Source organism: Streptomyces meridianus (genome assembly GCF_023703325.1).
GTDB classification, from domain to species: domain Bacteria; phylum Actinomycetota; class Actinomycetes; order Streptomycetales; family Streptomycetaceae; genus Streptomyces; species Streptomyces meridianus.
On the sequence record NZ_JAMQGM010000021.1, the window covers coordinates 1 to 14590 of the forward strand.

Here is a 14590-nt window from a genome sequence, read left to right on the forward strand (position 1 = left end):
CGCGTTTGGCCCCGTTGCGGGCGTCCGGATCGTAGGTCGAGCTGATTCGTAACTGCCCAGGCGGGCAGTCCTTCGGCTTGCGCCACTCCACCTCACCGTCACTGACCTGGTATTCCTGCACCCACATCTGCCGCAGGAACTCCACCGCCGGCAGTTCCCGCAGCCAGACGGGCGCCCCTGCCGACCGCACTGCCCGCAAGAGCGTCATGCCGTCCTGGCCGACCTGCTCGGCATGGCTGAGCCGGGCAGCCCAGCGGCTGGGGAACTTCGTGTCCTCCGGCCGGGCGGAGTACCGGTCGAACCACTCCGGCGGCGTCCGCTCAACGAGCCATCCCGGCATCGCGACCGCCAGCGCGTTCAGCGCCGCCCGCACCGCCTCGACCACGGACTCCAGCCGGTTGACCACCCGCACCGCCGCCAGCACATGCGTGGCATCACTGCGCTGACGCCCGCCGGCCTTGTGCAGCCCGGCCGCCGAAACACTCTCCAGGACTGCATCCAGCACCCCGGCCTCGACGCCACCGGCGATGAGCCGACCACGGAACTCGCTGAGCACGGAGAAGTCGAAGCCCGGATCGGTCAGTTCCAGCCCGAGCGCGTACTTCCAGTCGATCCTGGACCGCACCGCGTGAGCGGCCTGCCGGTCCGACATGCCTTCGGCGAACTGCAACACCAGCGCCATCGCCAACATGCCCGGCGACGCCGCAGGCCGCCCCCGGCCCGGGAAAAGACCCGCGAACTCCACATCAGCGAAGACTGGCCCGAGCACATCCCGAACCCGGACGGCCAGGCACCCCTTCGGGAAGGCCGCGCGAGCCACCCTGACCGGCTCCTGCGGCACCCCGCCGGGCACACCAGGACGCAACGACATCTACCCACCCCAAACACAACGTCGGCCTGACCCACCAACGAGGGGATCAGGCCGACGACACGACGAAGGGGCATTCGCCAACAGTGTCCGGCCGAGCAGCCGGGGCGGCCCCTTGTCGTTCCGCCGTCTCGGTGCGGCGGCACTCAGCGCTTGGCGTGGCGGCGGCGTCCCGGATCCTGGGGCTCTTCGGCGTCCCCGGTGCTGCGGACGGCCTTGCCGGATTGGCTGCGGGCCCTGAGGACCTCGATGATGATCGGGACCACGGAGAGCACCACGATGCCGACGAGCATCGCCTCGATGTTGTCGTGCACCCAGCCGATCCGGCCGAGGGCCGCGCCGAGCAGCGTGACGCCCGCGCCCCACAGCACACCGCCGATGACGTTGAACATCACGAAAGTGCCGTAGTTCATGCGGCTCACACCGGCGATGATCGGCGTGAAGGTGCGGATGATCGGCACGAAGCGCGCCAGGACCAGGGACTTCGGGCCGTGCTTCTCGAAGAACTCGTGCGCCTTCTCGACGTTCTCCTGCTTGAAGAGCCGCGAATCGGGCCGTTTGAACAACGCCGGGCCGACCTTGCGGCCGAAGAGGTATCCGACCTGGTCACCGACGACGGCGGCGATCGAGATGAGCGCACACACCAGCCAGAGCGGCTGACTCAGCTTGTCCGTGACGACGAGCAGGCCCGTCGTGAAGAGCAGCGAGTCACCTGGCAGGAAGAAGCCGATGAGGAGCCCGGACTCGGCAAAGACGATCGCCATGACGCCGATGAGCCCGAAGGTCTGGATGAGGAAGTCCGGGTCCAGCCAGCTGGGGCCGAGCGCGAGGTTGGTCACGGTGACAGGCTCCTGGGTCGAGGCGGCGCAGGCTCGTGCACGGCCCGGGCGCAGGTTACTGAGGGCTTGTGGGTGCCCAAAGCTATCAACGTGGCCGGAGCCGCTTCCGTTCCGGACTGCCTCCGTCCGTCCCGGGACCCGGTGCCGCGGTGCCGGACGCGGACCACCGGGCGTCCCGGTTCCGGCTCCCGCCGTCGCCGGGGCCCGGGCCGGTCACACGTGGCGGATCGCATTGGCGAGGACCGCCTCGCGCAGGTAGGCCGCGAGCCCCGGCCGGGCCTCGTCGTACACGGCCGTGAAGCGGTGGTCCGAGACGTACATCTCGGCGAGGCCGGTGTGCATCTCGTGGTCGCAGTCGTAGAAGTTCCGGCAGATCTGCTGCCGGTGCTCCTCCGCCAGGTCCATGGCCTCCTCGCAGTCCGGCGCGGCCCCGGCCTCCATGAGCGCGACGAAGCCCCGGACGTTCTCGTCCGCCTCCGCCTTGATGCGCAGCCAGTCCTCCTTGGTGCGGGCGGCGGCGCGGCGCTGTGACTCCCGGTACGGGTCCGTGCCGCCCCAGCGACGCCGGGCCTCCTCGTCGTAGCGGTCCGGGTCGTGGTCGCCGAAGACCTCGAACTTCTCCTCGGGGGTGAGAGCGATGCCCATCTTCTGTGCCTCCATGGCGTGTTCGACGGCCGCGGCCATCTTCTGCAACTGCTCGATCCGGCCGGCCAGCAGGGCGAGCCGGCGCCGCAGGTGCTCCTGCGGGTCCGCCTGTGGGTCGTCGACCAGGACGGCCACCTCGTCGAGCGGGAAGCCGAGGTCCCGGTAGAACAGGATCCGCTGCAGCCGGTCGAGGTCGGCGGCGTCGTACCTGCGGTGCCCCGCACGGCTCCGGGCGCTCGGCGTCAGCAGCCCGATCTCGTCGTAGTGGTGCAGGGCGCGCACGGTCACCCCGGCGAATCCGGCGACCTGCCCGACCGACCAGTCCATCGCCCTGCCTCCTTCCTGCCTGTTCCACCAGCGTGCTCCCTCACGCCGCGTGAGGTGCAACCCGTTTCGGCGACGGGAGAGTGGGCGCGCAGGGCCCGACAGCGCCGTGACGCATGGGAGCCGTGACGCATAGGGGCGGGGAGGCCGGGCATCCGAGCGACGGATCGTCACGACCGAAGGAGACAGCATGAGCACCGCTGTGAACGTGGCCGTCATCTACTACTCCGCCACCGGCGTCAACGCCGCCGTGGCCAAGGAGATCGCCGATGCGGCGGAGAAGGCGGGGGCCGACGTGCGGCTGCGGCGGGTGGCCGAGCTCGCCCCGCGGACGGCCGTCGACGCCAACCCGGCCTGGGCGGCGAACGCCGAGGCGACGAGCCACATCCCGGAGGCGACGCCGGACGACATGGAGTGGGCGGACGCCGTCATTCTCGGTACGCCCACCCGCTACGGCAATGTGTCCTCGCAGCTCAAGCAGTTCCTCGACACCCTCGGCGGGCTGTGGCAGGAGGGCAAGCTGGCGGACAAGGTCTACAGCGGCTTCACCTCGTCCGCGACGGCGAACGGGGGCCAGGAGTCCACGCTGCTCGCGCTCTACAACACGGTTCACCACTTCGGCGGCGTCCTCGTCACGCCCGGCTACACGGACGCGTCCAAGTTCGTGGACGGCAACCCGTACGGCACCTCGCATGTGGACGCCCAGGGCGAGCAGCCGGTCGGCGACACCACACGCACGGCTGCCCGGGTCCAGGCGGAGCGTGTCGTACGGTTCACGCGCGCGATCAGGACAGGTCTCGCGTCCGGGGGCTGACGGGAGGACGACGCATGTCGCTGCACAGGGGTCCTGGGGCCGACGGAGCGCGGAGCCCACGGCTCAGCGTGAACCCCTTCCTGCAGGAGGCGTTCCCGGCCGCGGCCACCGCGGAGGTACCGCCGCGCCACCGGATCCCGGACGCGCCGATCGCCCCGGAGACGGCCTATCAGATCGTCCACGACGAGCTGATGCTCGACGGCAACTCGCGGCTCAACCTGGCGACGTTCGTCACCACCTGGATGGAGCCGCAGGCAGCCCGGCTGATGGGCGAGTGCCGCGACAAGAACATGATCGACAAGGACGAGTACCCGCGCACCGCCGAACTGGAACGGCGGTGCGTGTCCATGTTGTCGGCGCTCTGGAACGCGCCCGTGGACCACGGCGTGGGCTGCTCGACGACCGGCTCGAGCGAGGCGTGCATGCTGGCCGGCATGGCGCTCAAGCGCCGCTGGGCGAAGCGGAACGCGGACCGCTACCCCGCCGCACGGCCCAACCTGGTCATGGGCGTCAACGTGCAGGTCTGCTGGGACAAGTTCTGCAACTTCTGGGAGGTCGAGCCCCGCCTGGTCCCCATGGAGGGGAACCGCTTCCACCTGGACCCGCAGGCAGCCGCCGACCTCTGCGACGAGAACACGATCGGTGTGGTCGCCGTGCTCGGTTCCACGTTCGACGGGTCGTACGAGCCGGTCGCCGACGTCTGCGCGGCCCTGGACGCGCTGCAGGAGCGCACCGGCCTCGACGTCCCGGTCCACGTGGACGGGGCCTCGGGTGCCATGGTGGCACCGTTTCTCGACCCGGACCTGGTGTGGGACTTCCGGCTGCCGCGGGTCTCCTCCATCAACACCTCGGGCCACAAGTACGGGCTGGTGTATCCAGGCGTCGGCTGGGCGCTGTGGCGGACGCACGACGACCTGCCGGAGGATCTCGTCTTCCGGGTCAACTACCTCGGCGGCGACATGCCCACGTTCGCGCTGAACTTCTCCCGCCCGGGCGCACAGGTGGCCGCGCAGTACTACACCTTTCTGCGGCTGGGCCGTGAGGGCTTCCGGGCCGTCCAGCAGTCGGCGCGGAACGTGGCGCGCTCGCTGGCCGAACGCATCGACGCACTCGGCGACTTCACGCTGCTCACCCGCGGCGACGAACTGCCGGTGTTCGCCTTCACGACCACCGACCCGAACGGCCCCTTCGACGTGTTCGACGTGTCGCGGCGGATGCGCGAACGGGGCTGGCTCATCCCCGCCTACACCTTCCCGCCGCACCGCGAGGACCTGTCGGTGCTCCGGGTGGTGTGCCGCAACGGTTTCTCGGCCGACCTGGCGGACCTCCTGATGGAGGACCTCCGGACGCTGCTGCCCGAACTGCGCGCCCAGTCGGCCCCGCTGGACCGCCCCCGGTCGGTCGCGACGGCGTTCCACCACTGACCGCCTGCCGGCTGCGCGCCCCCGGGGCGGCACGACGGGTGCCGGAGTCGGCGGGGTCCCGGCCCCCGCATCCCGCCGCACTCCGCCGCTCCCCGCCGAGCCGTGCCTCGAGGAAGGCGAGCGGGGCCGGCGCCCGTCGCCGGGCGGTCCGGAACCACCCACCTGCATCACTGTCAGAAGGGGAAGGCACTGCGTCCGTGCTGGATGGAGATCCACTTCTGGGTGGTGAACGCCTCGACCATCGCCTCGCCGTTGAGCCGCCCGACGCCGGAGCTCTTCTCGCCGCCGAACGCGACGATCGGCTCGTCGTGCACCGTGCCGTCGTTGATGTGGATCATCCCGGTCTCGATCCGCCGGGCGAGCCGGACGCCGCGCTCGACGTCGGCCGTGTGCACGGCCCCGCTGAGGCCGTACGGGGTGTCGTTGGCGATGCGCACGGCCTCGTCCTCGCCGTCGAAGGGCACGAGCAGCACCACCGGGCCGAAGATCTCCTGCCCCAGGACCGGGGACCCGGCGGGCAGCCCGGTGAGCACGGACGGCTCGACGAGGTTCCCCTCGGTCCGGCCGTGCAGCAGCGCCGTCGCACCGGCGGCCACCGCCTCGTCGACGAGCGTCGTCATCGCCTCGGCCTGTGCCGGGTTGATCAGCGGCCCGATGTGGGTGTGCGGATCGGCCGGGTCACCCGACTTGAGCGTGCGCACCTTGGCGACGAACTTGTCGGTGAACTCGCGCTCCACGCTGCGGTCGACCAGCACCCGGTTGGCGGCCATGCAGACCTGCCCCTGGTGCACGAACCGGCTGAACACCGCCGCGTCCACGGCGTAGTCGATGTCGGCGTCGTCGAGCACGACCATCGCACTGTTGCCGCCGAGTTCGAGAACGGTCCGCTTGAAGTGGGCGGCGGCCACGGTGGCGACGTGCCGGCCGACGCGATCCGACCCGGTGAAGGAGATGACCCGGGGCACCGGGTGCTCCACGAAAGCGTCCCCGATCTCGGCGATGTCGGTGACCACCACATTGAGCAACCCCGGCGGCAGACCGGCCTCCTCGAACACCCGGGCCACCAGCGTGCCGCCGACGACCGGGGTGTTCTCGTGCGGCTTGAGCACCACTCCGTTGCCGAGGGCCAGGGCCGGGGCGACCGACTTGAGGGAGAGCAGGAAAGGGAAGTTGAACGGGCTGATGACCCCCACCACACCGGCCGGCACCCGATAGACGCGGTTCTCCTTCCCATCGACCGGGGACGGCAGGATCCGGCCCTCGGGGCTCAGGGCCAGCCTCGCGGCCTCCCGCAGGAACTCCTTGGCGAGGTGGATCTCGAAGCCGGCCTTGAGGCGGGTTCCGCCGAGCTCCGCGACGATCGCCCCGGCAATGTCCTCCTCCCGGTCCTCGACGACCCGCAGCGCCCGCTCCATCACCTCGCGGCGGGCGTAGGGGTTGGTGGCGGTCCACTCCCGCTGGGCCCGCTCGGCCGATCGGTACGCACGGTCGACGTCCTCGACACCGGCCACGGTTATCGCGGCCAGTTCGTCGCCGTTGTAGGGATTGACGTCGACGATGTCCCGGGAACCGCTCCCGCACCGCCACTCGCCGTCGATGCACTGGGCGGCGAGTTCCGTGAAGTAGGACATGGCTTCCCTCTCTCTCGGCCGGGGTGCCGGGAAGTGATCCACGGCCGGGGCCCGGCTTGACGGGCCGTCATCCTAGGCAGTCGTGTGGCGCGTCAGGAGGGGGCGGGCGACGAGTGCGACGGGCCGGGCCGGCGCTCCTGCGGCATCTCCCGAGGGCGCGCCCGGGGAGCGGGCGGGAAGGCTCCCGAAAAGGGGCGCCCGCGTACGCACGTTCGCTGCCTTCGCGGGTATCCGGGCCTGCACCAGCTGATCGCGGTGGCGACCAGGTCCCGCACCCGTACGCCGCCGCGACCCACATCGACCGGGGCAGGAGCGCGGCGCAATGCTGACCGACGAAACGACCGGGACCGTGCTGGAGCCGTCGAGGCGGGGCCGTCCACCCGTGGCGGCCGCGGGCTTCTCGGCGCACTCCGCCACCTGCCCGCTGCCCCGCTGCCGCGAAGCCGTCGGCGGGGCGCGCCGGTTCACCCGGAACACCCTCCGGCGGTGGGACCTGGACGACCGGTTCGAGAGCGTGGCGCTCGTGGTCTCCGAGCTCGTCACCAACGCGCTGCGGCACGGCATGCCCGCGGACGGCCCGCCCGGCCTCGAGCCGCCGGTCCGGCTCCTGCTCATGTCGTGGACCTCGAAGCTCGTCTGTGCGGTGCGCGACCCGGGCGCCGCGACGGTCGGCACGGCGTTTCGTCTGACGCCGTCGTGCCCGGACGCCGACGCCGAATCGGGCCGCGGCCTGTGCCTGGTGGACGCCGTCAGCGACGGGTGGGGCTGGCATCCGCTGCCCGGTCCCCCCTCCGGCACCGTGGTATGGGCCCTGTTCCGGCTCGGGCGCACGGGGCCGGTGAGGCCGGTGGGGATGACGTGAACGCCTTCAGGAGGACCGAAGCGAGCTGGTAGCTTGACGCGTCCTGGCAACGAGGAACTGGGGAGACGCCGGTGTTCACCTATGTGCGTGCGGGCGCCGCAGCGGCGGCCCTGGCGGCCGTTCTGCTGACCGGCTGCAGCAGTGACAGCGCAGACGACGGGTCGGCCGGCAGCACGCCGAGTCCGGCCGGGGAGGCATCCGAGACGGGCAAGGACCGGAGCGACGCCTCCGGTGTGGCGGGCGTCTGGACCACCCGGACCGAGAACGACGTCCCCACGGTGCTCTCCGTCGCCGGCGGGAACGCCGCCCTGCTCGGCGAGCAGGCGTGCACCGGATCGGTGGTCACGGCGCAGCAGGACGTCGTCATCAAGCTGACGTGCCCCGGTGGCGGGAGCGCGCGGACCTCGGGCCGGGCGACCCCGTCCGAGGACGGCAAGACCCTCACGGTCGACTGGGGCAAGGGTGTCGAGGACACCTTCACCAAGTCCGCCGACGGCAAGCTGCCCGAGGGCCTCCCCACCGAGCTTCCCAGCAGCCTGGGCGAGCCCACCGGCTGAGCTGCTGCTTCCCGGCTCACCGCTGCGGTGGGCCATGCCGGATCACGCTCGGCGGGACACCTGGGCCGAGCCTTCGGGCCCCGTCGGACCGCCGGGCAGTCGCGCCCGGTCGGCAGCCGCCGTGCCGTGCGACCAGCCCTCGGCGTCGCGCACCCCGGCACCCCGGATCGCATGGCGGGTCCGGGAGGGGAAGCGCCGCTCCGTCTCGCCGGCCACCGCGGTCTCCCGGGCGGCCAGGACTGGGAGCAGCCGCCCGCCCAGCCCCGCGGCACTCTCGCCGGCTGCCTGCTCGGCGGCCTCGGTCAGCCGCTCGCGGATCCGGCCCGCGTAGGCCACCAGGAACGACTGGCGGAACGTCTTGGTCCGCTTGCGTCCGGCGCGGCTCCGGCCGGTCTCGGCCCGGCTCATCGCCGTCGTCGCCTGGACCAGCAGCGACGTGTACAGGAGCTCGACCGCCCGCAGGTCGGCCTCGTACCCGACCACGGTCGAGAAACCGAGGTCGCCGCTCCAGACGGCCTGACAGCGGTTCGCCGCGGCCACCGCGTCGAGAAGCAGAGCCCGCGACGACTCGTACGGCCGGTCCACGCCGATCCGGCAGGCCGAGGGGGCGTCTCCCGGGGCGTTCGGGCCGGCCGCGAGCATCGCCTCGTCGATGCTGTGCCGTGCCATCAGTTGCTGCGCCTTGACGGTGAACGCCTCGGCCTCCTCCGGAAAGCCGGTCGCCTCGGCCTTGGCGAGCAGCGCACGGATCCTGCCCAGGAGCTTCGGTTCGTCCCCACGGGGGCTTGTCGCGGCGGGTGGGTCCGGGAACCGTCCGGCTCCCGTGCCCGGCACCGGGCCGACCGGTTCCGTCCGGGGCAGCCGGAACAGCAGCCCGAGCAGCGCGAGCACCTCGCTGAGCAGGGTGAACCGGTCCAGCGACTCCCGGCGGGCCGCCGCGTCGAACCACGGCCCGCCGTCGCTGCGGAGCGGCCCGGGGAGCTCGCCGAGCTGGGCGGCCCACCGGGGCGGCAGGTCCTCGTCGGCGTAACGACGGGACTCGGCGGCGATCAGGTCCGCGGCGAGCCGGGCCGGGCGCGCGTCCTCCCGCGCCCGGCGGACCGTGCGCACGACATCGGCCGGCTGCCAGCCCCGCTCCCAGGCCCGGCGCACCAACTCCTCGGCGCGGCACAGCAGTTCGGCATCGACGGCGGTCCGGATCCCCGGATCGGCGCAGAGCAGCGAGGCGCCGGCGTCACATGCCTCCTCGATCCCGCCGTCGGGGGCGTGGAGGGCCCGGCCCATCGCCTCGGCGACGACGTCGGCCGCCGTGCGCCGCGGTTGCCCGCCGTCCCGGCTGTCCTGTCCTCGCACCGCCACCGGCCCTGTCCCGTCCTCGTCCCGGCGGCCCAGAGTAGGCCCTGCCCGGCTCCGGCCGGCGCGTCCGCCCGGCCCGTGACCGTGCGGCCGGCGCGCGCCCAACCGTGTTGTCGGTGCCCGGTGCCAGAATCCGCGGCATGCGCTGTGCGGTGGCGGAGACGGAGGACGGCGGCGCCCGGCTCGCGATGCTCGACGGTGAGGGGCTGCCGGACGGCCCGGTCACTGACGTGCCCGCCGGCGGGCTACCGGACGCCGTCCGCTCCCGGCCGGGGGTCGTCCGCTGGGTGTGGCGCTCGACCGCGGCCCTCGTCCCCCGGCTGCTCGCGGCCGGGGTGCACGTGGACCGCGCCTACGACGTCGAGGCGGCCGAGTCGCTGCTGCTCGGCCACGAGGGGCACTGGGGCCGTCCACGCTCCCTCGCCGCCGCCTGGGCCCGGCTGCACCGGCTGCCCGAGCCGGACGATCCCCCGGCCCGGGCCGGCCGGCCACAGCCGTCGCTGTTCGAACCGGACCCCGCACCTCTGCCGCCGGGTGCCGATCCGCTCGGCGCCCTGTTGGAGGTCTACGCCGCCCAGCAGCGCCGGCACGACGCGGCCGAGCACCCCGGCCGGATGCGCCTGCTGACCGCCGCCGAGTCGGCCGGCATGCTCGTGGCCGCCGACCTGGCCCGCGCCGGACTGCCGTGGCGGGCGGACGTCCACCGGAGTCTGCTGACCGAACTCCTCGGCGAGCGTTATCCGGGGGTGCAGGAGCCGGAACGCCTCGCGCGGCTGGCCGAGCGGGTGTCCGAGGCGTTCGGCGGGGCCCGGGTGCGGCCGGACATCCCGGCGGACATCGTCAGGGCCTTCGCCCGCGACGGCATCGCCCTCGGCTCCACCCGGGCCTGGGAGCTGGAGCGGCTGGACCATCCGGCCGTCCCGCATCTGCTGGCCTACAAGAAGCTGTACCGGCTGCACACCGCCCACGGATGGGGCTGGCTCCAGTCGTGGGTGCGTGACGGCCGGTTCCGGCCCGAGTACGTGCCCGGCGGCACCGTCTCCGGCCGGTGGACCACCAACGGCGGCGGCGCGCTGCAGATCCCCAAGGTGGTCCGGCGAGCGGTGGTCGCCGATCCCGGCTGGCGGCTGGTCGTCGCGGACGCCGCGCAGATGGAGCCGCGGGTGCTCGCGGCGGTCTCCCGCGACCGGGGCCTGATGGAGGTCGCGAGCCACCCCGGAGACCTCTACTCCGCCCTCTCCGACCGGGCCTTCGCGGGCGACCGGGACCGCGCGAAACTCGCGCTGCTCGGCGCCGTCTACGGGCAGACCTCGGGCGACGCCCTGCGGTACCTCGCCGATCTGCGCCGCCGCTTCCCGGCAGCGGTCTCCTACGTGGACGAGGCCGCGCGCGCCGGCGAGGAGGGGCGTCTGGTGCGCACCTGGCTCGGCCGCACCTGTCCGCCCGCTGCGGCCGGTGAGACCGGCGGCGACGAGGCGGGGCTGCTGCAGGAGGGCGGGCTCCCCCGGGAACCGGGGCCCGCCGGATACGGCTACGCGTCCCGGGACGCCCGGGCCCGGGGCCGCTTCACCCGCAACTTCGTGGTCCAGGGCAGCGCAGCCGACTGGATGCTCCTGGTCCTGGCCGCGCTGCGGCAGGCTCTGGCCGGCCTGCACGCGGAGCTGGTCTTCTTCCAGCACGACGAGGTCATCGTGCACTGCCCGGAGAACGAGGTCGCGGCGGTCACCGAGGCCGTGGCCGTCTCGGCCGCGCGGGCGGGACGGATCTCGTTCGGCGAGACACCGGTCGCGTTCCCGTTCACCACGTCGGTCGTGGAGTGTTACGCCGAGGCGAAGGCAGCCGCGGCGTCCGACGCACCTGCCGCCGCGCCGGCACCCGCGGACCGGGGAGCCGCGGGATGACGGGGAGCCAGGGCACGGGCGGCGGGCCAACCGGCCGCGCAGCACGGCTGCACGGGCGGCCGGGCCGGGCGAGGATGGGCCCATGATGCTCGCCGACGTCGCCCAGGCATCCGCCGAGATCGGCGCCACCCCGGCCCGTTCGGAGAAGATCGCCGCACTCGCGCGGCTGTTCCGGTCCGCGGACCCGGGCGAGGTCCCGGTCGTCATCACCTACCTCGCCGGGCGGCTGCCCCAGCGCCGGACGGGCGTCGGCCGGCGGACGCTCGGCGAACGCAGGCCACCGGCCGCGGCACCCCGGCTCACCGTCACCGAGGTCGACGGGGCACTCACCCGGATCGCGGCGGTGTCCGGCACGGGCGCACAGAGCGAACGCAAACGTCTGCTGCACGCACTGATGGAGGCGGCCACGGAGTCGGAGCAGCAGTTCCTGATCCGGCTGATCAGCGGCGAACTGCGGCAGGGGGCACTGGACGCGCTCGCGGTGGAAGGCCTGGCATCCGCGGCCGGCGCGGCCCCCGCGGACGTGCGGCGCGCCGTGATGCTCGGCGGTTCCCTCGGCGCGGTGGCGCAGGCACTGCTGGACCGGGGTCCGGAAGCGCTCGGGGACTTCCGGCTCGAGGTGGGCCGCCCGGTCGTCCCGATGCTTGCCCGGACCGCGAAGGACGTCGGCGAGGCGCTGGACCGGCTGGGGCCGTGCGCCGTCGAGGAGAAGCTGGACGGCATCCGGGTCCAGGTGCACCGGGACGGCGGCACCGTACGGATCTGGACCCGCACCCTGGACGAGATCACCGACCGGCTTCCCGAGGTGGTCGCCGCGGCCGGTGAGCTGGCAGCCGAGCGGGTGGTGCTGGACGGTGAGGTGCTCGCCCTCCTCCCGGACGGCCGCCCCCGTCCGTTCCAGGAGACGGCCGGCCGGGTGGGGTCTCGGCTCGACGTCGCCCTGGCCCGGGAGTCGGTCCCGCTGTCCCCGGTCTTCTTCGACGTGCTCTCCGTCGACGGCTCCGACCTGCTCGGGCTCCCCACCGCTGAGCGCCACGCCGAACTGGTCCGGGTGGTGCCGGAACGGCTGCGCGTACGGCGGTTCGTGGCCTGCGACCCGTCCGACGGGGAAACCCGCCGGGCGGCGGACCGGTTCGTCGGCGAGGCACTCGGGCGCGGGCACGAGGGCATCGTCGCCAAGGCCCTCGATGCCGGTTACAACGCGGGGCGGCGCGGCGCCTCCTGGCTGAAGGTCAAGCCGGTGCACACCCTTGATCTGGTGGTGCTGGCGGCCGAGTGGGGCCACGGGCGGCGGACCGGCAAGCTGTCGAACCTTCACCTGGGCGCGCGCCGGCCCGACGGTTCGTTCGCCATGCTCGGGAAGACGTTCAAGGGACTCACCGACGCCCTGCTCGCCTGGCAGACCGAGCGGCTCCTGGAACTCGCGGAGAGCCACGAGCCATGGGGAGTCACGGTCCGGCCCGAGCTGGTGGTGGAGATCGCCTTCGACGGGGTGCAGCGCTCCACGCGGTACCCGGAGGGGGTGACCCTGCGGTTCGCCCGAGTGCTGCGCTACCGCGAGGACAAGTCCCCGGCGGAGGCGGACACGGTCGACGCGGTGGTCGCCTTCCACACCTGAACCACGCAGCCACGTGTTCGCCCGGCGCGTCCGGGCCGGTGCCGTGTCGCCGGCCCTCCGTCACACGGCCCGGGCACGACCGGGGGGTGCGGCGGCGGCCCGCGAACGGATGCCACTCTGGTGCCCAGGGCTCCGCCGGGTGCGGCGTAGGGGCCATGGCCTGCTGCCGGTGGTCGGCTTCCTGGCCGCCGTCCTGGGCTGGCCAACTCCGCCTCACTGCTGCTGCCGGTCTCCAACCTGACGAACCTGCTGGCGTTCACTGCCGGTGGGCTGTCGTTCGCCCGTTTCGCGGCTCTCATGGCGGCCCCCTGGGCGGTCGCGATCGCCGTCGAGTACGCGGCCTTCCGGCTGTTCTTCCGTCAGGACCTGGCGACGTCCCGCCCCGCGAGGGGCAACGGCACCGCGGCCGGCCTCGTGGGAGACCCCGAGGTGGAGGCCCGCTGGGAGAGCGAGCGCACGGACCCGCCGGCCCCCCGCTTCGCGCTGACCGTCCTCGCCCTCACGCTGGCGGGCTTCGTCCTCACCTCGTTCGCCGGGCTGAACCCCGCCTGGGCGGCGCTGGCCGGGGCGCTGGTCCTCGCCGTCCGTGCGTTCGCCGACCGGCGCACCACGTTGCGCCGGGTCACGGGCTCGGCGAACCCCCTGTTCTGTCTGTTCGTGCTCGCCCTGGGCGTGGTGGTGAAGGCGGTCCTGGACAACGGGCTGGAGGCCCCTGCTCCCCATCGTCTCGGCCGGCGGGCCCGGTCCCGTGCCGGCCGTGCTGATCGGTGTGAACATCGGGCCGAACCTCACGTACGTCGGCTCTCTCGCGACCCTGCTGTGGCGCCGGTTCCTGGTCGGCCACGGGACGCGGCCGGAGCTCGGCTCGTTCACCCGCCTGGGCCTGCTGACCGTGCCCGCCGGGCTGTTCTGCTCCACCGTTGCCCTGTGGGCCGTGCTACGCGAGACCGGTGGCTGACGCCTGCATCCGATCCACTCGAGCGGGAGGCGAAAGCGGCGATGGCAAGTGACGACGGTACGGCCGGCGCGGCCCCGGCCTCCTACGACGACCTGCGCGCCCTGGTCATCAACTGCACGCTCAAGTACTCCCCCGAACCGAGCAACACCCAGGGTCTGGTGGACCGCTGCACCGCGATCATGAAAGGGCGCGGGGTGACGGTCGAGGAGATCCGGGCCGTCGACCACGACATCGCGGTCGGTGTCTGGCCCGACATGATCGAGCACGGCGCGGCGTCGGACGAGTGGCCCGGGATCTACCGCAAGGTGCTGGACGCCGACATCCTCGTCCTCGCCGGACCGATCTGGCTCGGGGACAACAGCTCGGTGACGAAAAAGGTCATCGAGCGGCTGTACTCGTGCTCCCACCTTCTCAACGACGCCGGCCAGTACGCGTACTACGGCCGCGTCGGCGGATGCCTGATCACCGGCAACGAGGACGGCGTGAAGCACTGTGCGATGAACATCCTCTACAGCCTCCAGCACCTCGGCTACACCATTCCGCCCCAGGCGGACGCGGGCTGGATCGGTGAGGCGGGACCCGGTCCGTCCTATCTCGACCCCGGGTCCGGCGGCCCGGAGAACGACTTCACCAACCGGAACACCGCGTTCATGACCTGGAACCTGCTGCACACGGCCCGGATGCTGAAGGACGCAGGCGGAGTCCCGGCGTACGGCAACGTGCGCGCCGGCTGGAACGCCGGTTGCAGCGCCGATCAGGCCAACCCCGAGCACCGTTGAGGGGGGTGTCCGGC

Annotated in this window: 12 protein-coding genes and 1 pseudogene; 8 read left to right on the top strand and 5 right to left on the bottom strand. The window is 72.9% G+C overall.

Features of this window, described 5'->3' with window-relative positions:
* From M1E25_RS09865 to M1E25_RS09875, 3 genes are all read right to left on the bottom strand, one after another.
* Positions 1-820: transposase (locus M1E25_RS09865; RefSeq protein WP_251412786.1), on the bottom strand; the 820-nt coding region annotated here is incomplete at its 3' end.
* A gap of 194 nt (positions 821-1014) precedes the next feature.
* Complete coding sequence (locus tag M1E25_RS09870) at positions 1015-1707, bottom strand: DedA family protein (RefSeq protein WP_251412789.1); 693 nt, start codon at positions 1705-1707, stop codon at positions 1015-1017.
* A 213-nt stretch (positions 1708-1920) separates the two neighbouring features.
* A complete protein-coding gene (locus M1E25_RS09875) occupies positions 1921-2679 on the bottom strand; it encodes a MerR family transcriptional regulator (protein ID WP_251412792.1) in 759 nt (252 codons plus the stop codon).
* A 187-nt stretch (positions 2680-2866) separates the two neighbouring features.
* Between M1E25_RS09875 and wrbA the strand changes: the two genes are divergently transcribed.
* A complete protein-coding gene (wrbA, locus tag M1E25_RS09880; protein ID WP_251412794.1) occupies positions 2867-3490 on the top strand; it encodes an NAD(P)H:quinone oxidoreductase in 624 nt (207 codons plus the stop codon).
* 14 nt (positions 3491-3504) lie between these two features.
* Positions 3505-4914: a glutamate decarboxylase gene (gene gad / locus M1E25_RS09885; protein WP_251412796.1), complete on the top strand. Its 1410-nt coding sequence runs from the start codon at positions 3505-3507 to the stop codon at positions 4912-4914.
* Between the two features lie 173 nt (positions 4915-5087).
* On the opposite strand, the gene M1E25_RS09890 is transcribed toward gad, so the two are convergent.
* Positions 5088-6545: an aldehyde dehydrogenase family protein gene (locus tag M1E25_RS09890; protein ID WP_251412798.1), complete on the bottom strand. Its 1458-nt coding sequence runs from the start codon at positions 6543-6545 to the stop codon at positions 5088-5090.
* A 322-nt stretch (positions 6546-6867) separates the two neighbouring features.
* Between M1E25_RS09890 and M1E25_RS09895 the strand changes: the two genes are divergently transcribed.
* Both M1E25_RS09895 and M1E25_RS09900 read left to right on the top strand, forming a co-directional pair.
* Complete coding sequence (locus tag M1E25_RS09895) at positions 6868-7407, top strand: ATP-binding protein (RefSeq protein ID WP_285830595.1); 540 nt, start codon at positions 6868-6870, stop codon at positions 7405-7407.
* 71 nt (positions 7408-7478) lie between these two features.
* Complete coding sequence (locus M1E25_RS09900; RefSeq protein ID WP_251412800.1) at positions 7479-7964, top strand: hypothetical protein; 486 nt, start codon at positions 7479-7481, stop codon at positions 7962-7964.
* Positions 7965-8006: 42 nt separating this feature from the next.
* On the opposite strand, the gene M1E25_RS09905 is transcribed toward M1E25_RS09900, so the two are convergent.
* Positions 8007-9248, bottom strand: a complete 1242-nt coding sequence (locus M1E25_RS09905; RefSeq protein ID WP_251413099.1) for a DUF2786 domain-containing protein — start codon at positions 9246-9248, stop codon at positions 8007-8009.
* 212 nt (positions 9249-9460) lie between these two features.
* On the opposite strand from M1E25_RS09905, the gene M1E25_RS09910 reads away from it, so the two are divergent.
* The 4 genes and pseudogenes from M1E25_RS09910 to M1E25_RS09925 all read left to right on the top strand — a co-directional run bounded on the left by M1E25_RS09910 (position 9461) and on the right by M1E25_RS09925 (position 14576).
* A complete protein-coding gene (locus M1E25_RS09910; protein ID WP_251412802.1) occupies positions 9461-11221 on the top strand; it encodes a bifunctional 3'-5' exonuclease/DNA polymerase in 1761 nt (586 codons plus the stop codon).
* Between the two features lie 82 nt (positions 11222-11303).
* A complete protein-coding gene (locus M1E25_RS09915) occupies positions 11304-12839 on the top strand; it encodes an ATP-dependent DNA ligase (RefSeq protein WP_251412804.1) in 1536 nt (511 codons plus the stop codon).
* Positions 12840-13037: 198 nt separating this feature from the next.
* Positions 13038-13797, top strand: a pseudogene (locus M1E25_RS09920) (ArsB/NhaD family transporter); the annotation flags it as partial.
* Positions 13798-13838: 41 nt separating this feature from the next.
* Positions 13839-14576 carry a flavodoxin family protein gene (locus M1E25_RS09925; RefSeq protein ID WP_251412807.1) on the top strand — a complete coding sequence of 246 codons (738 nt, stop codon included), beginning with the start codon at positions 13839-13841 and terminating at the stop codon, positions 14574-14576.
* Positions 14577-14590: the final 14 nt, after the last annotated feature.

Coding starts and splice junctions, on each gene's coding strand:
- M1E25_RS09875 (WP_251412792.1), bottom strand. CDS start 2,679: ATGGACTGGTCGGTCGGGCAGGTCGCCGGATTCGCCGGGGTGACCGTG.
- wrbA (WP_251412794.1), top strand. CDS start 2,867: ATGAGCACCGCTGTGAACGTGGCCGTCATCTACTACTCCGCCACCGGC.
- gad (WP_251412796.1), top strand. CDS start 3,505: ATGTCGCTGCACAGGGGTCCTGGGGCCGACGGAGCGCGGAGCCCACGG.
- M1E25_RS09890 (WP_251412798.1), bottom strand. CDS start 6,545: ATGTCCTACTTCACGGAACTCGCCGCCCAGTGCATCGACGGCGAGTGG.
- M1E25_RS09895 (WP_285830595.1), top strand. CDS start 6,868: ATGCTGACCGACGAAACGACCGGGACCGTGCTGGAGCCGTCGAGGCGG.
- M1E25_RS09905 (WP_251413099.1), bottom strand. CDS start 9,248: ATGGGCCGGGCCCTCCACGCCCCCGACGGCGGGATCGAGGAGGCATGT.
- M1E25_RS09910 (WP_251412802.1), top strand. CDS start 9,461: ATGCGCTGTGCGGTGGCGGAGACGGAGGACGGCGGCGCCCGGCTCGCG.
- M1E25_RS09915 (WP_251412804.1), top strand. CDS start 11,304: ATGATGCTCGCCGACGTCGCCCAGGCATCCGCCGAGATCGGCGCCACC.
- M1E25_RS09925 (WP_251412807.1), top strand. CDS start 13,839: ATGGCAAGTGACGACGGTACGGCCGGCGCGGCCCCGGCCTCCTACGAC.